Origin of the sequence: Actinospineispora spinosispora DSM 44797 (assembly GCF_000429025.1) — a bacterium.
GTDB classification, from domain to species: Bacteria; Actinomycetota; Actinomycetes; order Mycobacteriales; family Pseudonocardiaceae; genus Pseudonocardia; species Pseudonocardia spinosispora.
The window spans coordinates 1-18,358 of sequence record NZ_AUBB01000020.1 but is presented as its reverse complement, the minus strand read 5'-3'; the positions used below and the strand labels follow the sequence as shown (position 1 = coordinate 18,358).

Sequence of the window (18,358 nt, the reverse complement as noted above, 5' to 3'; positions counted from 1 at the left end):
CCGTGTCTTATCCCAGCTACGCCGAGCTGAACGCGCTACTCGATCAGGCGCGGCCGCCGTCCTCAACTTTGTTACAGCTGACGGACGACCAGCTCATAGGGCTGCAGAGGCGATGGGCCGCCGCTCTGTCAGCCAAGCTCGATGCGGTTCTCGAATCGGCCGGCGCGAGGCAACTTGCCGATTCGACCAACACGATGCCTCTGGTCGAGGCAGTTGCCCGGGCGTGGCAGACCCTGGCATCCGAGAACGTCACCCTCCGCCGGCTGCTTGATTTCCACGAGCGACGATCCGCCGTATTGGTAGCGGCACAACAAACCGAGAAGCGCATGCTTGCGCTGGCCGGGGGACTGGTCGAGCTGGACGATGCCGGCGACGAGATGACCCGGCAGGGCCACGCCTATCGAGAGATGATTCGTGGCGGAACGGACTTCGCGTGCCATCCCATCAGCGCGTAACGCAGAAGTGGCGAACTCTCGTTGACCGGCGTAGCCGACGCCACGGGTAGCCACTCGTGGCCGCCCTGCTTGATCATCCACATCTGTCACGGCAGATGAAGCCAGTTATCCATCTCTTCAGGAGTCGACGTGTCCGATCAGGAAATAGACGTCTCATCGCTTCCGTCGAACAAGGTTCCGGAAGGCGAGGTAGCTGGTTCCTTCCAGGCGATCGGGCAGCTGGGCTGGGTTCGTGAGCCATTGGATGATGCGGTGGCCGGTCATCGACGACAGGTCATCGCGCTTCCCGCCGCCGCAACGATCGGGACACCGGCGGACGGTGCAAAGGCACAGTTGCTGTCGCAGCTCGATGTCCCGAACACCGTCTTCATGATGGGGGATAATCCAGCCTTGCCCAAGATGCCCGAGAAACCGACGCTGGAGGACTTCTTTCGCCTACGGTTCGATAGCTTCAACGCATCCCACCTTCTTCAGAGTGCCAAAATCGCACAGGGGCGCGGACTGGACGAAAAAGTCGTCATGGCGTGCCTGCTGCACGACATCGCGGTGGCCGGACTACTGTCCAGCAGCCATGGCTACTGGGGTGCTCAGATGGTCGCGCCGTACGTTGACGAAGAGATCGCGTGGGCGATCGAGAAGCACGAAGCATTGAGGTACTTCGCGGATGAATCGGTCGGCTATTCCTACCCAGATGCCTACGTCGCGTACTTCGGCCCTGATTACGACCCACCCGCGTACATCCATGAAGAGTATCGCGCGGCCAGGAAGCATCGTTGGTACATGACTTCACGCGCCATCACGATCAACGACGTGTACTCCTTCGACCCGGCCGCAAAGGTCGATTTCGAAGAACTCGCTGATGTGGTCGGACGGCACTTCCGTCAGCCCACGGAGGGACTCGGGTTCGACGGGTCGCCGGTCGCGCACATGTGGCGGACCATGATCTGGCCGAACAACTTCGTGTGATTACCCGACACGACTCACACTGAACCGAGCCAGAACTTGGTTGGCGACAAAGAATTTCAGTCACTATTTATGTCACTGAGGGTATCTTACGAATGCCGAGACTGAGCCCAGTGAGACTTCTAATTCTTGGAATCTTGACGTTCGAGATCGTCTTGCCCGCCGTAATGCTTATCGTTTCAGAGCCTCCGAGATCCTACTCGTGGAGTATGTACACTGAAACGTCAACCAATTACCGATATGTCGGAACCACGCGCGACGACAAGAAGGAAGTCGTTGATCCCGCTGAGCTCGGGGTGCCGTGGAACGCTATTCACTACGGCGTCGAAGGCTTGGAGATGCTCTGCGAGAGACATGCTGAACTCGGATCTATCGCGCGATACTACAATGGAAAGATTGAGAGAATCGAGCGTTGCTGACCGTGCCCGAAACAATACCGGCTCAGCGTCTGTCGGTCTTCCGTGTCGTGTTTGGGCTGGCGGCGTGCATTAAGTCTCTCGAACTCGCGGCCAGAACTCTGATCTACACGGCACCTGCCAAGCCTAGGTCTCTGGGTGCGGCGGCTCCAGTCGACCGCGGCGACCCTGGGAGTCGTACTACATGTCAGTATGGTCGTCTACATCAGTGAAAATATGATGGTCGCGTTAAATTTAGCTCTGTTCGCCGCTATGATGATCGCGGGCTATGCGCTGTTCATTGATGTCGGTTGGGGTCGGCTTTCGCCCGGGAACTTGTTCAGAGCGTTGAGTAGGCGTTGATCCGAGACGACTACACCTGATGGGGTGGCCGGTCTCGAATCTCCGAAGTATCTGTCCGAGCTCCTAGCCCACTGGGTGGCTGAGCATCCCGACCGTGAAGCACAGCGTTTCGGTGACCAGAGCTGGAGCTGGGCGGAACTGGGTGATCGAGTCTCTCGGTGCGCGGGAGCGTTACGGGCGACAGGATTGGCTCAGGGTGACCGGGTGGCCACCCTGGATCTGAACCACCCCTCCTGGCTGGAGCTGACTCTGGCGTGCGCGCAGGTGGGCGCGGTGCACGTCCCGATCAACTTCCGGTTGGCTCCGGCCGAGCTGGAGTACGTGCTCAGTGACTCCGGTGCGGCGATTCTGTTCGTCGGAGGGGAGCTGGCGGACATAGCGGTCCACGTGCAAGATCGAGTGCCCGATCTTCGCCGACTGGTCGTGATCGGCGGTGAACACGACGAGTATGAAGCCTGGCTCAGTGTTCCACCCGATGACGAGCGGCACCCTGCTCATCCCGATGACACTGTTCTGCAGCTCTACACCTCGGGTACCACCGGTTTCCCGAAGGGCGCCATGCTCACCCACGCCGGCTTGCTGGGACAGTGCCGGGACATGACCGCCGCCGCGGGCTTGACCTCGGACGACTCGTTTCTCACCGCCATGCCAATGTTCCACGTCGCGGGAGTGGGAGGCACCTTGGCGCAGCTGTACAACGGGGCGCGCAACGTCATCATGCGGACCCCCGAGCCTCTCGCTGTCTGCCGAACGCTGGAGCGGGAACGGATCAGCCATACCTTCTTGGTGCCGGCGCTGCTGGACATGATCGCCCGCCATCCGCACGCTACGGACCACGACTATTCGGCGCTGCGGTTGCTCTTCTACGGAGCCTCACCCATTCCGCTGCCCACGCTACGCGCCTGCCAGGAAGTTTTTCCGAACGTATTCATGCAGGTGTACGGCATGACTGAGACATCCGGTGCAGTGAGCATGCTGGGGCCGACCGAACACGGTGACCGTGCCAACCCACACCGCCTGCTCTCCGCCGGGATACCGATGATGGGAATCCGTCTGGAGATCCGTGGTCCCGGTGGCGATGTGCCCCTCCCGGCGGGCACGACCGGCGAAGTCTGTGTGCTCACCCCTCACCTGATGACCGGGTACTGGAACAAGCCTGGAGCCAGCGCGGCGGCCGTCGACGTGAACGGGTGGTACCGCACCGGCGACGCCGGGCATCTGGACGACGACGGTTACCTGTACATCACCGACCGCATCAAAGATCTGATCATCAGCGGCGGGGAGAACATCTACCCGGCCGAGATCGAGCGGGTACTGGCCGAGCACCCATCGGTGGCCGAGCTGACGGTGGTCGGAGTACCCGACGAAAAATGGGGCGAGGTGCCCAAGGTCGTGGCGGTCACCGCGACCGGTCAGCGGGTGGACGAGGCGGAGCTACTCAGCTACTGCCGGGAACGGCTCGCGTCCTACAAATGTCCGAAGTCGGTCGATGTCGTTCAGGAACTGCCGCGCAACGCTTCCGGCAAGATTCTCAAACGCGATATCCGGGCCCGATATTGGCGAGGGCGAGAGCGTCAGCTGAGCTGACCCGAGGAACGGCTGAGTGTTCAGCTGGAACGTCGGCCCGTAGTCGTGCGCAGTTTGTCAACCAGAGTATGTGAGCATCGTCTGTGTTATCGAGGCGACGACCAGTGGTTGCTGCAATCGAGCTGTCTGAAACGGGCAGGGGATTCCATTGAGGCGCGTTGAGTCCGTACTGCGCTCGGCCACCCGGACACATCGTGTTCCAGGGCTGGTTGCCATGGCGGGAAGTTCTGGTGATGTCACGTTCAGGGGAGCCTACCGTCAGCGCGGTGTCGCTGGAGGATCGTCGCGGGTAACCGCGGACACCTTGTTTCGTTCGCCAGCACTTCTGAGGCTGGCCCTGAGCGTCTGTGCGTTGCAGGAGGTCGACTCGGGGCGAGCCGGCCTCGATGAACCTCTGGATGGAAGTTCGGCCACGCCGCGAACGCTGCGCGGAGTCCTCGAGGACGTCGCGAGCGCCGACCCGGTCCTTGCGCAGTCCTCGGCTGACTCCTTGGCGGCGGTACTGATGCGTTGCGGCGGAGCGAGCGTCGAGCGCCGGATGACCGAAGGAATCATTCAGCGGTTGATGATGAGAGACACCCACGTCTCGTTGCCGTCATCGATGTGGACACGAGTTGCGGATGTTCACGACGTGAGTCCAGAGGGAAAGCTTCGGGCCGTCTCCTTCTCGACCGCCACCAGAGCATCGCTGCTCTGTGGGCGAACGACTTTGTATTCCACCGCGGCGGATGCACTGACGATGTTGCGTAGTGTCCTACGCGCTGACCCGATCCTCTTGACGGCGGAAAGCCGTGATGTCCTCATGTCTCTCCGCCCGGATCGCCCGGCGGCAGCGCCTTTGGTGTACAGCGACGCCCTCAACACACACTGCTGGATCGATGCCGGCGCGGATATGGCGGGGCTGTTGTTCACTCAGCTCATCGGAGAGCGTGACTCTTTTGTGAGCGCTTTGTCCGATACGTTCCGATCTCGGTTGTCGGCGGGGAACGGTCGACGTATCCCGCGGACGCGGGCGGAGCGGTTCTGGCAGAGCGTGGTTTCCTGTCCAGACGTCCGGGACCGGACTCTAGTGAGTCGGCGCTGACGGCAAGCCGGCCGGTTCCCGGGTAACGGGAACAATCGGCAGCAGCAGAACCGATGGATGCGCGGCGTCATGCAGGATCGTCTGGTCCGCGGGCTGCGTGCGAGTGCTGTCTCCTAGCCAGTCCCCGGTGTTGGGGTTCGGGTCGAACTGGGGGAAGTCGCTGGAGGAGACTTCCAGCCTGATTCGGTCGCCCGCTCGGGTCAGATAGCTGGTCGGCCAGACGTTGATCGTGTACCGGTACACCTGTCCGGGGGCGATCGGGCTGGGCCGGCTCAACGAGTCGCGGAAGCCGGCGCGCTGGATTCCGTTGTTCAGGTTCACCACGCTGCCGTCCGGGTGGACCACGTCGACCTTGGCGGTCCAGTCGGTGTCAGGCGCGGAGGAAGCAGCGTAGAGCGTGAGGCTCATGGGGCCGGTGATATCTGTGTCGTGGGTCAGCGGGTCGGTGGTATAGGTGAGGACGTCGGGGCGTTGCTCCACCTGCCGCTGGTCGTACGGGCCCTGGGTGCCGACTCCTTCGACGGAGCAGCAGGAGTGGCCGCCTGCGCTGGGAACAGGGTTGGTGGGGTCGTAGCGGTAGCGGTCCGCCGGCGTCGTCGGCGCCGCTGGAATGGTCGTGAGGACACCGTCTCCGTCGCCGGTGTTGGCGTGACCGCCGCTGGACAGGTACATCGGTGTGGTCTGGGTGCCGGGCAGTGGCCAGCCGGTGGTGGTATGCCAGGTGTTCGAGCCCATCTGGAAGTAGTCCACCCGGTCGTTGCCGGTGCCGATGCCATTGTTCATGCCTTTGAGGTAGTGGTCCCACCAGGCGAGCATCAAGTCGTTGATCGGTGAGCTGGCGATGGGGCCGAGCTCCTTGAGCTTGGGAGCCTCAGTGCTGCCGGGGCGCCCCCAGCCGATGTGGTCCCATGGCCCGATCACCATCCGCTGGTTCGCCCTGGCGAAGGAGGAACCGGCTCCGGCGACCATGCCGGTGAAGTTCTGCACCCCGCCGTTGAGGAACGCGTCGTACCAGCCTTCGAAGTCCAATACCGGAATCGTGATCTTCGGGTAGTACTGGTTCGGTGCCCATTGACGCCAGAAGTCATCTGCCGTGCGGTGGCGGATCCAGTCGAAGAACCACGGAGCCACGGCCGGGTTCTCCGGCTGGAACGGCGTGAGCCGGTCGTATGGCGTGAACCGCAACAGCCCGGCGATGTCGGACTTGTACGCGTGGTCCAGTTCGGCGGCGGCCGCCGTGTCGCCCCGTCGCCTGGCGGCCGCTACGGCCAGATCCCCCATCGCCCATGGCTCGACGAAGTTCAGTCGGAACGCGCCGTCCTCGTAGTTCCAGCCCTGGTAGTAGTCCGACGATGTATTGGTCGGGACGATGGTGGCCAGGTGCGGTGGGGCGGCCTCGGCCGCCAGCCACTGGGTCGCCCCGACGTACGACGAGCCGTACATCCCGACCTTGCCGTTCGAACCGGGCAGCTGTGCCGCCCACTCCACACTGTCGTAACCGTCGTTCTGGTCGTGGGTGAACTCGGAGAACGTTCCGCCCGAGGCATACACACCGCGGATATCCTCCGTCACCACCAGGTAGCAGTGTGAGGCGAACCAGTCTGGGCTCTGGAAGCGAAACGGCTGGACCTGTGCCGTGTTCTTGTCGTACTGGGTTCGGTAGAGGATGACCGGTACCGGCCGGGTCGTGGCCGGTCGGTAGATGTCCGCGCGCAGCACGATGCCGTCCCGCATGGGCACCGCAACATCGGTCGTCCTCGACACCGTGCAGGGGCCACGCCCGCCTGCCGGGGGCCAGGCGGGCGTTGTGGTCGCGGTGAGCGGCGTTCCGGGGGCGGCGCAGGCGGCCGCCGTACACAGCAGGACCACGAACAGGACCATGAGCCGCGACGACCGGAACCGGGCAGACCGGGCTGTACTCATGAGGCCAGCTAAGGGAACAACGATCGACAGTGTGTGGACGGCCGCGAGTCCGACGGCGGGCCGTGCGGCGATCGGGCACGGCGCCGGCGGTCGCGGTTCACCGCGTCAGGCTGTAGAAACGGATCGGAGTATTGGGGACGAAACCGATTCGCGGGTACACCGGCGCGCCGGCGGCTGTGGCGTGCAGCGTGGCGCGGACGAGGCCGGTAACCCTGCCACTCTCGTAGAGCGCCTTCCGTGTCACCGCCTCGCCGTAGCCGCGTCGCTCCCATTCCGGGGCAGTAGCGACGAGCACGACGAACAGGCATCCCGCCGTCACGACGGTGGCGGCACAGGTCACCGGGATGCCGTCACGCAGTCCCAGATAGGCATGGACCTCCTGCTTCCAGAGCTCGGAGCCGCCGATGCCGTCCCGCCCCGCATCGAGGGGAAATCCGTAGGCGCGCGAGTTCAGGTCCGCGTATGCCTCGAGCTGGTCGTCGGTCGTCACACGAGTGAAGGTCAGCTCCGGGTGAGTCGGCTCGGGCAGGGGCAGGAGATCGCCCGCCATACCGGTGCCGGGGAAGGCGTACGAGAGGCCTGCCCGCTCGGCCATCGAGTCGAGCGTCGCACGAGCGTCCTGGTGAAGGAGGTCCTCGAAGACCCAGAGGAAACCGGGCTGGGCCTTCTGACGCATGATGTCCGCCGCGTGCCGCACGCGTTGCTCGAGGAGACGGAGGTCGACGTTGACCTCGGTCAGGGTGACGCAGTTCCAGAAGGGGAATTTGCAGTCGGCCCACCTCACCGCGAGGCCAGGTCGATCGCGCACGTCAGCGTGCGGGTCGCGGTCGAGCACCATCGTCCGCCAGCCGACGGTGAGTTGCTCCACTGATTCGATCGCTGCGTTGGGTTCGGTCACTGCTACCTCTGAGTGGAGAATCGGATTGTGGAATCCCGGCGGAGGGACGGGCTCCGGGCATGATCGCCCGGCAGGTTGGGCGGAACGCCTCGCGCCCGGCGGAGTGGTTCACACCTTGTCGGCGAGTTCCTTGTGGTACTTCTCGGTCGCGTAGGCGACGGCCTGGTGCTGAGCCTCGGTGTGTCCGGCCCGAGTGTCGGCGGCTCGTTTCTCAGCGGCGAGCGTGGACCAGGACTGGCCCTGGAACTCGGGCATGACGTGCTGGGCGATCAGCTCGTAGGAGCGTCGCGTCGCCTCCGGGTTCGCCCAGTCATGTGCCATCAACAGCATCGCGCCGAAGCCACCGGATTGGTCCATCAGCCGCTGTACCTGGGCCCTCGCGTCCTCGACGGTTCCGATCGTGCCGGTGCCCGACTTGTTGATGAAGTCGATCATCTGACTGACGTCGCCGCCTTCGACGTGCATCTGGGGGAACGCGGCCACTCCCTGGTAGTAGTTGAACCATTGCTCGATGCCGTGCTCGACGTCCTTGTACGCCTGCTCACGGGTCTCGGCGATGTGCATGAGCCCGACCAGGCGCCATGTGTCCCGGTCCACGGTCGTGCCGAAGGCCGCGGCCCGCTCTTGCATGACGTTCCAGTGATGGGCGAGTGCGTCGAAACCGTCGGAGGTGAGTGTCGCGCCGATGGAGAGCAGGCCGAGGCCATACCGCCCGGCGAGCCGAGCGCCGGTCGGCGAAGCCACCGCGGCCACCGTTATGTCGAAGTGTGGGTCGGAGTAGGGCCGCAGGTGCAGTCGCGCCTCGTGAAGCGTGTGCGTGCCGGTGTCGACGGTGATCGGCTCATCTGACCGCAACAACCGCACGACCACGTCGAGGTTGGTTTCGAGCAGCTCACGAGTCTGGGTCGGAGTCAGCCCGATCATGGCCGAGTCGGTGGGCAGGGAGCCGGGACCGACACCGAGCATCACCCGGCCACGGGTCAGATGGTCCAACAACACCATTCGCTCGGCCACCCAGAGCGGGTTGTGGTAACTCAGCGAGGTGACACCGGTGCCGAGCCTGATGTTTCTCGTCCGTTCGGCCGCCGCCGCGATGAAGATCTCCGGCGAAGCGATGATCTCGCTTCCGGCCGAGTGGTGCTCGCCGATCCACGCCTCGTCATAGCCGCAGCGGTCCAGGTGTTCGATCAGGTTCAGGTCGCGCTGCAATGCCAGCGTGGGGTTCTCCCCCGCGGGGTGGATCGGGGCGAGAAAAGTGCCGAAACGTAACCTGCTCATGCCCCGACGCTAGGCCGAACGTGTGGGCATTCTGTCAACGTCGCCGACCGCTGACGAGGGCGCCGCGAACCCGCGCTGTCGGCCGAAGCGGTGGGCGGTGCTGCGCTCGCTTCGGCTGACAGCGGCGTGTCGTGCCGTTACAGGGCCGACTTGAGAGCCGCCAGTGCTGTGGCCAACGCGTCGGAGGCCGCCGGTACCACGTCGGCGAACAGCGTGTAGCCGTGAACCAAGGTCTCGGCCTCGTGCAGCTCGACCGGGACGCCCGCGTCCTTCAACAGTTCGGCGTAACGCGTCCCGTCGTCACGCAGCGGGTCGTTGCCGGCCGTGGCGATGTATGCCGGCGGGAGGCCGGACAGGCTGGCCGCCGTGGCCGGAGCCAGGGTTGCGGGCATCGGGTCGGGCGGTGTCGGGCCCAGGTAGAGGCGGAGGTACTCGGACATGTCCTCGAGCGTCAGCACCGGATCGTCGGTGTTCTCGACGACCGAGGGCAGCGTGAGGTCGAACGTGGTGGCCGGGTACCACAGCAGCTGGAACACGATCGTCGGACCGCCGGCCTGCTGGGCCAGCTGGGCGACGACAGCAGCCAGATTCCCGCCTGCCGAGTCTCCACAGACCGCCAGCCGGGCCGGGTCGGCGCCCAGTTCCTCGGCGTGCTCGGCGACCCAGTTTAGCGCGGCGTACGAGTCGTCCACAGCCGCCGGGAACGGGTGCTCCGGGGCGAGCCGATAGTTCACCGCGACCACGATCGCACCGGTCTGCAGTGCGATGGTCCGGCACACCCCGCCGTACGTGTCCAGATCGCCCACCACGAATCCGCCGCCGTGGTAGTGGACCACGACCGGGAGGTCCTTCGGGTCCGGCGTCGGCCAGTAGATGCGCACGCCGATGCCGTCCGCGATCGTGCGGTCGGCGACCTTCGGCAGCGCGGGCGCCGGTGGCATGGCTGCCATGGCCTGGGCGAACGCGTCCCGCATACCGCTCGGGCCGAGTTCGGCGATGCGCAGGTCCGGCATCATCTCCAGGAGCTGCTGTAGCTGTGTATCGATGGGCATGTTCAGTGATCCAATCTCTGACCGCGTGAGCCAGAACATCCAGGGGTAGGCCCGTTCCTGGCCGACCGTCGAGATTCGCCATCGGACAGGCCGTCGGCGCGTGGCTCCGACCGTGCCTGCCGGTGTGGTCGTCCTTCAGGTCTACCTGCTCACGAGTGACTTGTGGGCTAGTGAACACCTCGGCGATCGACACGAGCTCAACAAACTGATCACGACCCGCGCTCAGCCGTCGAACCGGACGTCGGAGTCGGAGCACAGTGGCCGTTCGTCATGAACTATTACTATGATACTCATCACTATCACGATGCCTTGCTGGCAAATCAACCAATAGTGCGTTGTCAGCGTCGGAAGTAGTCATGTTAAATGACGGTCTGATGTGAGGTCAGCGGGGCCAGTGGTGTCCGCGGCGCGCGGTCCACCGCGCTCGAGGCACAGCATCGACGGCACCTCGGCTCCACGGGCCGAGGTGCGCCCCCGGTGGTCCGGAGACGTCCAGTGGCATTACCGGTGAACAGACAATTCTCATGAAGGAGAGCCCACAGGTGAAGCGGACCCGAATCATCGCGCTGGCAGCGATAGGTATGGCGAGCCTCGTAGTGTCGGCCTGCGGTACCGCGTCCGCGCCCCAGAGCACGGCCAACGTCGCCGCTGCTCAGCCCTATGGCGTGCAGTACGACGCCACGCACGTTTACGTCGAGCACGGGAAACTGAACGACTTCATCCAGAGCTGGGAAGGGACGTTCGGCGGGACCCATAATGCGCCCTCCGCCTTCCAGATCACGCCGACCGCGAGCAACACGATGGCATCGATCATGCACTCGCCGGTGGGTCTGCTGGCGGCATACGACTACCAGACCCCGATCCCTTACCCGTTCGGGTCGGAACAGACCGGCTTCGGTGTCCACAACCCGGACAGCGCTGTGAAGGTTGCTCAGCAGGCGGGCGCCACTGTGCCGGTGGCTCCGTGGACCGGGCCGGTGGGGCGCGAGGCGGTGATCCGGTTCCCCGGGGGGTACAGCTCCCAAATCTGGGAGCAGTTCGACATGTCCGGATTCACTCCGCTCACCACTCAGCCGGAGTTCCGGGTGTACCTGTCCGAGGACACGGTCAGCGCGTTCCTGGCGTCGTATCTGAAATTCACCGGCGGTAAGGTGATCTCGGACGTCAGCAACGCCGATGGCGGGGAGATCGGCGCCCCGGGCACGACGTTCCACCGCGTCCGGATGACGACCCCGTTCGGCAACACGGTCGTACTGGCGACGAATCAGGGCGCCTGGACCTACCCCTACGGCCACGACACCACCGGATACACCGTGCCGAATCTCGCCGACACGATTGCGAAAGCGAAGGCGAACGGCGTCACCGTACTCGCGGGACCGTACAAGTCGGCCGACCGCTCCAGTGTCATGATGCAGTTTCCCGGCGGTTACACGGCCGAAGTCCACGACGGCGAGTTCCACTGAGTCCGTTGCGGGTCCCGACGTGTTGACATGCTGTCCACCCATGTTGTCGATACTTGGCTGGATGTCGATTCTGGGTTTGTTCGGAGGTCGGTAGTTCATGTCGCAGACGGGTTTGCGTCCCACGGGTTGTGAAGATCCAGCGTTCGCGAGGCTTCTCGCCGAAAGTCACCTGCGGACCGTGGGGACGAAGCTGGTCGACGTCGAGTCGACGGCGGCGGATGCCGCGCATTGGCTTTACCACGAGGCCCCCTTCGGTTTGCTGGCTCACGAACGGGGCTCTGACCCGGTATTTCGTTACGCGAACCGGACAGCGCAGCGGGCTTTCGGATACGACTGGTCAGAGTTCGACGGCCTCCGGTCACAGCTTTCGGCGGCCACCCCTGACCGAGCTGAACGTGCCCATCTACTCGATGAAGTCACGCGTAACGGATACTTCAGCGGCTACCGGGGTCTGCGGATCAGCAAATCCGGCGCCCAGTTCTGGATCGAGAACACCACTGTGTGGAACGTGATCGATGAGCACGGGGAGCTACGTGGCCAGGCTGCCACTTTCACCTCGGTCACCCCGGCTTGAGACATCCGAGATTTGCCCGGCCGGGCGCGGTCGGGCATTCGATTTCGCGTCTTGTCCACGTCCCACACGACGACTGGAGGCGATGATGCCTGTTCACCCCGAGGTTCAGCTCGTGCTCTCGGCCATGGCCGAGGCGAACCAGCCACCGCTGTCGGAGACGACCGTGCCGGCTGCCCGCGCCACCACTGAGGGTTTCGTCGACCTGCAGGGCGAACCGACCGAGATGGCAGCGGTTGTGACCCGTGCCCTGCCTGGCCCGGCAGGGGAGATCCCGGTCCGGGTGTACACACCCACCGGCGACCTCGGGACTCGGCCCGTCGTCGTCTTCTTCCACGGCGGTGGCTGGGTGATCGGCGATCTCGAGGTCGTGGATCGGCCGTGTCGGGTGCTTGCCGCCGCGACCGGAGCAGTGGTGGTGTCCGTTGACTACCGACTGGCGCCCGAGCACCGCTACCCGGCCCCGTTCGAGGACTGTTACGCGGCCACCGAGTGGGTTGCGGAACATGCCGATGAGCTCGGAGTGAATCCCGCCAAGCTGGCGGTGGCCGGGGACAGCGCCGGGGGCAACCTGGCGGCGGCGGTTGCCCTGGCGGCCCGGGATCGAGGGGGTCCGGCGATCAGCGCTCAGTTGTTGATCTATCCGGTGACCGACTTCGACTTCACCACCGCGTCCTACACCGACAACGCGGAGGGTTACTTGCTCACCCGGGATTCGATGCGCTGGTTCTGGGCGCATTATCTGGGGGAGTTGGATATCGGCCAGGCGCCTTACGCGTGTCCCGCGCGGGCAGAGAGCCTCGCCGGGTTGCCTCCGGCCTACGTGGCCACCGCCGAGTTCGACCCACTGCGTGACCAGGGTGAGGCCTACGCCGAAGCGATGAACCGTGCCGGAGTGGCGGTGTCGGCGAAGCGATTTGCCGGGCTCATCCACGGCTTTTTCTGGATGGACAAGGCTGTGCCCGCCGGTCGGCCGATCGTGAAGGAGATGGCGGCGCTGTTGCATCAGGTCTGGGCCTGACCATCGGTTGCGGCCATGTTCAACAATTTCCGCTCACTGGAAATTGATCGACACTGTGTCAGTATGTTCATGGTGAGCTTACCGGCAATGGCTGACCGTCGTCCGTCTTCGATAAACAGGCGAAGTGCGGGTTGGTGCCGAACGCATTCGTTTGTGATATCGGAGGGCCGGTCCACTTTCAGAGCTGGAATAGCAGAAGGAGTCAGTGAGGTAGATGGGGTGGAGTGTCGACGGCGCGGGCGGTATCCGTGAGTACCGTCAGTTCATTGACGGTACGTGGGTGGGGTCGGTCGAGGGGAACCTCTTCGACGTCATGAGCCCGTATCGGGGCGGGGTGCATGCGCGGGCGGCGGCCGGTGGCGCCGCGGACGCCGATCGGGCGGTGACGGCGGCGGCACGGGCCTTTCCGGAGTGGGTGGCGATGCCTGCGAGCGAGAAGCAGCAGCTGTTCCTGAGGGCCGCTGAGCTCGTTGACACTCACCGAGGTGACCTGGTGGACATCGTGGTCGAAGAGACTGGGTGGCCGAGTCGGTTCGTCGATTTCCAACAGCAGATCGCCCAGGACATGTTGCGACAGGCGGCGAACTGGGTCTATCGGCCGAAAGGTGAGGTACTGGAGTCCGACTTCTCCGGCACCTACTCGATGGCGGTGCGGCGACCGTTGGGAGTCGTTGCGAGTTTCACCCCATGGAACGGGGCCAATGTATTGGGTTGGCGGGCCGTGATCTCGCCGATCGCGGCAGGTAACACGGTGGTGGTGAAGCCGTCGGAGGAGGCTCCGATCTCGGCTGGTCTGGTGATGGCCCAGGTCGCGGACGAGGCCGGTTTCCCGCCAGGGGTGATCAATGTCGTGACGCACGCTCCCGGAGCGGCGGAGGCCATGGGGGACGTGTTCTTCGAGCGGCCGGAGGTCCGGTGCATCAATCTTATCGGCGGCGTCCGGACAGCCCGGATGTTGGCTGAGCGGGCCGGCCGGGAGTTGAAGCGCTCGGTGATGGAGCTGGGTGGATACAACACGATGATCGTGTTGGCCGACGCGGACCTGGACTACGCCGTCCGGTCGGCCACCTTCGGGGCCTTCTTCTATCAGGGGCAGGTGTGTTTGTGCACCCGCAAGGTGATAGTGGAACGACCCGTTTACGAGGAGTTCCTGGCTCGGCTGGTGGAGCGGGTGAGGAGTCTGCCAGCGGGGAATCCCGCGGATTCGGCCACGCTGATCGGACCGTTGATCAATGATCGAGCGGTGCGAACGATGCAGAGCCGCATCGAGGATGCGGTGGGTAAGGGCGCTCGAGTGGTCACGGGCGGCGGGGTGACCGGTCGGGTGCATGAGCCGACGATCGTGGTCGATGTGCCTGTCGACGCTGAGGCGGATCACGAGGAGACGTTCGGGCCGTTGCTGGTGGTTGCTGTGGCAGAGGACGCCGAGCACGCGGTGGAGCAGGCGAATCGGCACAGCTACGGATTGACGTCGTCGATCTTCACCGGGGATACGTTCCGAGGGGTGGAGTTGGCCGACCGGATCATCTCTGGCGCAGTGCACGTGAATATCCCGACCATCGACGATGAGACGCAGGCGCCGGTGGGTGGCGTCCGGGCCAGTGGCTGGGGTCGAAGCGGACCCAATTCGCTGGACGATTTCAGTGATGTGGTGTGGGTGAACGCGCAGAGTGGTCAGCGACAGCTGCCGTTTTGAGGCATGAGGCACTCGGTGCCACGCCCGCCGGTGACTGTCGACCACGGGAAACTGTGAGCGGACATCCCCGGGGTTGAACGGCTGTTTATCTGTCGGGATTAGTTTCGGGTAGCTCGCGCGAACTTGGGAGCGGGGGCAGCGATGCGACTCAGGGATGGTGCCGGATGACCGCTGCGGATGCGACCACGCCGCGAGTGAAGGTAGATGACGAACGGCTCGAACAGCTCGTGAACGGCGTGATCGCCGATGCCGGTGGTGCGCTTGCTCTCCCGCTCGCGTTGATCGGCGATCGCCTCGGGCTGTTCGGGGCGCTCGCCGACCACGGTCCCGCGACAGCGACCGAGCTTGCCCAGGTGAGCGGGACGGCGACACGGTACGTGCAGGAGTGGTTGCTCGCGATGGCCTCCGCCGGCTACGTCGAACATCTCGGCGGGGAGCCCGAGTCGGAGAATCCGACGACGGCCCGCTACCAGATGACCCCGGAGCAGGCCGAGATATTCATCAACCTGGACAGCCCGCATTACCTGGTCGGGATGTTCCAGAACATGACCGCCGCCACCCGGATGATCGATCGCCTGACCGAAGCGTTCCGAACCGGCGAGGGCATCGGTTGGCACGAGCACCACAATGACCTGTTCGAGGGCACCGAGCGGTTCTTCCGCCCGGCCTACACAGGTCAGCTGATCCAGGCGTGGATCCCGGCGGTGCCCGGATTGGCCGAGCGGCTGCACGACGGAGGACATGCGGCCGACATCGGATGCGGGCTCGGCACCTCCACACGGATCATGGCCGATGCGTTCCCGAAGACCCGGTGGCTCGGTCTGGATTACCACCAGCCTTCGATCGAGCGGGCCCGGCAGCGGGTGGCCGCGGCCGGTGGACCGGACAATCTGGAGTTCGTCGTGGGCGCGGCCGGTGACCTCACCGGCCGATTCGACCTGGTGGCGTTCTTCGACTGCCTGCACGACATGCCCGACCCGCTCGGCGCCCTGCGCGCGGCCCGGGTGGCGTTGGCCGACGACGGCGTGGTGATGCTGGTCGAGCCGATGAGCTGGGACTCGGTCAGTGAGGTGTTCAACCCGCTCGGGCGGGTCCTGACGGGTGCTTCGCTGCTGGTGTGTCTGCCCAGCGGGCTCTCGGCTCCGCCGGCCGCCGGCTTGGGTAACCAGACCGGCCCGGCTCGGACCAGCCAGCTGGCTCGAGATGCCGGTTTCGGGTCGGCCGAGGTGGTGGTCTCCGGGCCGACCAACCTGGTGTACGCCCTGCGCCGGTGAACCGTCGGCCGGATTGGTCCGGTGGGTGCCGGGCTCGCGGATCCGGTGGGGACGATACCTGTTCGCTCGGTGTCGATGAGGAAAGAGCGACGTCGTGTGATCCTCCGCATCCTGACTGGGGCTGCTGAAGCAGGCGCTCAGGCACTGTGTGTCAGGGGATACCGGAATCGGCGACAGGTTGCCGACGATTCACAACTATCTACCGTACTTCGCCCGCATGCACCTCGACCGGACTCTGCGTTCGGGGGCACTGGACGAACGCAGTCTGGACGCCGGTCTCGAACGGCTCGACGAACACCTGGTCAGGGCCGGCGTCCGAGCCGGGTATCGACCGCGCTGCTCCGTCCTGACTATCGGGCGCTCGTCGCAGCACCCGAATGCCGCTCGCCGCCGGGACGGTCTCGCTGGTGATCACAGAGCCTGAGCGTCAGGGATCTCGATTCGGCCGGATCCGCGACCGCGGTGGTTGGTCCTCAGCGTTCGGGCCAGGAGCGCCGGCCTCCTCAACGTGTCAGGGTGGGCGAACAGGCTGGTGACCAGGTTGAGGGACTCGGCAACCTGGGCGTTCGTGGCGGCGGCGGCGAAGGTTTGATTCAGAATCCAGGTGCGTATCCGCTCGGCCATGGGACGGCGATGTCCCGCCCTGGCGGAGTCGGTAGCGGTTGCGACCTGCCACACGGCGTCCACGACGAGCCGCTGTCGACGGAAGAACCGGTCGAAGGGTTCTGTCAGGTCGGGTCGGTCGGCGAGGTAGTCGGCCAGACACGCGGCGTGCAGCGCTGCTGAGGATATGCCCTGGGCGTACACCGGGTTGACGGAGGCGACCGCGTCGCCCACGCTCAGCACCCTGGCCGGAGAGGCGATCGCCGTGAAGTCGCGCGAGCGACTGTCCGCTTGATGATATCGAAGGATATCCCCGACGGGCTCTCCGCCGACCGCGGTGCGGAAGATCGGTGGGAGGTCGTTGCGGCAACGAGCGACGAAGTCATCCAGGTCCCGGCCGGGTCGGTGCTGTCCCAACCCGGCGAGCACCACCATCCATTGTCGATCTTCGATCATGTTGACAGCAGCCGAGGTTGTCGAGCCGTCGGAGTGATCCGGTCCGAAATGCGCGATCGCCGCGAGAAGATCATCCGGGATCGACGTGGCCCGGAAGTATCCCGTCGCGTAGTTGATCCCGGTGGTCACTCTTCGTAACGGTGGCCGTGGCCAGCCCGCGTCATCCAACCAGTCACTGAGTCGACTGGCTCTCCCCATCGCGTCGATGACGAGGTCCGAGGCGAGGAAGTGGCTTCGCCCTTCGGCGCGGTAGCGGACGCCGGCCACGGCTCCGTCGGTGAACTCCAACCCCTCCGCACGGCCTGTGACGATGCGTATCGCCGAGAGCTGGGCGACCCGGTCGCGTAGGTGCCGTTCCAAGAATGGTCGGCTGGCGCACAACAGATCAGTCGTGGGTGCGCTCACCGTGCGAACGCCGTTGAAATAGGCGCCGATCTGAGAGCTGTGCAGCATCGGGGCGCCGAGCTCGACCGCTTCCTGGGTGAATCCGGGAAACCAACGCTCGATGAGTCCACGGCCACCGGGCAGCAGGGTGTGTACCTGGTTGTACTGGCCGACTCCCCGGCGTGAGCCGGCGTGAGGGTCGTCCTGTTCGAGGAGCACAACCCGTTCGGCGTAGGCGGCCAGTACCCGGGCGGCCAACAGTCCGGCAAAGCCGGCGCCGAGTACGACCGCGGTACCCATCAATCGAGTCGTCGACGCTGGAACCTCGGTGCGCGCCAAACGAGCGAAGGCGTGCCGCCGCTCCTCGGGGAATCCTCGTATACGCCGTTCTGTCATAGCAATGGACATTAGTAAGCACGAATGGACATCCCATTGATCCCGAGAAACGTTCAAGGTCCCACTGACTGGGTGATCTGGCGCCATGTCGTACCAGCGAATACTTCTTGTTCGACTGAACAACGGCGTTGACATCCCACAGATCGGGTTCGGCTCCCGGCCGGTCGGGTCTGTCTCGTGATCGGTGTTTCCGGCGTCAGTTTCAGTAGGTCTCGGCTCCCGGCCAGCGGTCACCGAACGTGATGGCGAATGCGTTGATCACTGGCTTCCAGCGCATTGTCCACCTGGCGCGGCCTGTCCCGGTTGGGTCCAGGCTGCGAGTCACAAGGTACAGGCACTTCATCGCGGCTTGCTCGGTCGGGAAATGCCCTCTCGCGCGGATCGCCCGCCGGTAGCGGGCGTTCAGTGATTCGATCGCGTTCGTGGAACAGATCATCCCGCGAATCTCGACGTCATAGTCGAGGAACGGCACGAATTCTTCCCAGGCGTTGCGCCA

The 18,358-nt window shown here is 64.7% G+C and carries 15 protein-coding genes; 8 read left to right on the top strand and 7 right to left on the bottom strand.

Annotated features, from left to right (window positions below; all coding sequences use genetic code 11):
- Nucleotides 1-2: 2 nt before the first annotated feature.
- The 3 genes from G406_RS0107815 to G406_RS0107800 all read left to right on the top strand — a co-directional run bounded on the left by G406_RS0107815 (nt 3) and on the right by G406_RS0107800 (nt 3,763).
- Entirely contained in the window at nt 3-455 is a 453-nt protein-coding gene (locus G406_RS0107815) for a hypothetical protein (RefSeq protein ID WP_028933418.1), read from the top strand.
- A gap of 129 nt (nt 456-584) precedes the next feature.
- Nucleotides 585-1,421, top strand: a complete 837-nt coding sequence (locus G406_RS53720; protein ID WP_156934723.1) for an HD domain-containing protein — start codon at nt 585-587, stop codon at nt 1,419-1,421.
- Nucleotides 1,422-2,200: 779 nt separating this feature from the next.
- Nucleotides 2,201-3,763, top strand: coding sequence for a long-chain-fatty-acid--CoA ligase (locus tag G406_RS0107800; protein ID WP_028933416.1), 1,563 nt, complete (start codon nt 2,201-2,203; stop codon nt 3,761-3,763).
- A gap of 1,066 nt (nt 3,764-4,829) precedes the next feature.
- Here G406_RS0107800 and G406_RS45250 read toward each other — a convergent pair.
- The 4 genes from G406_RS45250 to G406_RS0107775 all read right to left on the bottom strand — a co-directional run bounded on the left by G406_RS45250 (nt 4,830) and on the right by G406_RS0107775 (nt 9,998).
- On the bottom strand, nt 4,830-6,770 hold the full coding sequence (locus G406_RS45250; protein WP_245607048.1) for a CocE/NonD family hydrolase: 1,941 nt from the start codon (nt 6,768-6,770) through the stop codon (nt 4,830-4,832).
- Nucleotides 6,771-6,867: 97 nt separating this feature from the next.
- Nucleotides 6,868-7,668 (bottom strand): GNAT family N-acetyltransferase, encoded by an 801-nt coding sequence (locus tag G406_RS0107785; protein ID WP_028933414.1) that lies wholly within the window; start codon nt 7,666-7,668, stop codon nt 6,868-6,870.
- Nucleotides 7,669-7,776: 108 nt separating this feature from the next.
- Complete coding sequence (locus G406_RS0107780) at nt 7,777-8,946, bottom strand: LLM class flavin-dependent oxidoreductase (protein ID WP_028933413.1); 1,170 nt, start codon at nt 8,944-8,946, stop codon at nt 7,777-7,779.
- 137 nt (nt 8,947-9,083) lie between these two features.
- Nucleotides 9,084-9,998: an alpha/beta hydrolase gene (locus tag G406_RS0107775; protein ID WP_064742863.1), complete on the bottom strand. Its 915-nt coding sequence runs from the start codon at nt 9,996-9,998 to the stop codon at nt 9,084-9,086.
- Nucleotides 9,999-10,540: 542 nt separating this feature from the next.
- Between G406_RS0107775 and G406_RS0107765 the strand changes: the two genes are divergently transcribed.
- The 5 genes from G406_RS0107765 to G406_RS0107745 all read left to right on the top strand — a co-directional run bounded on the left by G406_RS0107765 (nt 10,541) and on the right by G406_RS0107745 (nt 16,023).
- The gene (locus G406_RS0107765; RefSeq protein ID WP_156934722.1) at nt 10,541-11,461 is read left to right on the top strand and encodes a glyoxalase; all 921 of its coding nucleotides are present in this window, start codon (nt 10,541-10,543) and stop codon (nt 11,459-11,461) included.
- A gap of 97 nt (nt 11,462-11,558) precedes the next feature.
- Nucleotides 11,559-12,035 (top strand): MEKHLA domain-containing protein, encoded by a 477-nt coding sequence (locus G406_RS0107760; protein WP_051341792.1) that lies wholly within the window; start codon nt 11,559-11,561, stop codon nt 12,033-12,035.
- Nucleotides 12,036-12,120: 85 nt separating this feature from the next.
- Complete coding sequence (locus G406_RS0107755) at nt 12,121-13,053, top strand: alpha/beta hydrolase (RefSeq protein ID WP_028933409.1); 933 nt, start codon at nt 12,121-12,123, stop codon at nt 13,051-13,053.
- 214 nt (nt 13,054-13,267) lie between these two features.
- Entirely contained in the window at nt 13,268-14,749 is a 1,482-nt protein-coding gene (locus G406_RS0107750) for an aldehyde dehydrogenase family protein (protein ID WP_028933408.1), read from the top strand.
- A 164-nt stretch (nt 14,750-14,913) separates the two neighbouring features.
- Nucleotides 14,914-16,023, top strand: coding sequence for a class I SAM-dependent methyltransferase (locus G406_RS0107745; protein ID WP_028933407.1), 1,110 nt, complete (start codon nt 14,914-14,916; stop codon nt 16,021-16,023).
- Between the two features lie 199 nt (nt 16,024-16,222).
- Here G406_RS0107745 and G406_RS0107740 read toward each other — a convergent pair whose 3' ends face one another.
- The 3 genes from G406_RS0107740 to G406_RS45240 all read right to left on the bottom strand — a co-directional run.
- Nucleotides 16,223-16,438, bottom strand: coding sequence for a hypothetical protein (locus G406_RS0107740; protein ID WP_028933406.1), 216 nt, complete (start codon nt 16,436-16,438; stop codon nt 16,223-16,225).
- Nucleotides 16,435-17,997, bottom strand: coding sequence for an FAD-dependent oxidoreductase (locus G406_RS45245; protein WP_084215850.1), 1,563 nt, complete (start codon nt 17,995-17,997; stop codon nt 16,435-16,437). The genes G406_RS0107740 and G406_RS45245 overlap by 4 nt, the downstream gene beginning before the upstream one ends.
- Nucleotides 17,998-18,064: 67 nt before the next feature.
- Nucleotides 18,065-18,358 (bottom strand): transposase (locus tag G406_RS45240; RefSeq protein WP_037075641.1); only part of this gene is annotated, 294 nt, incomplete at its 5' end.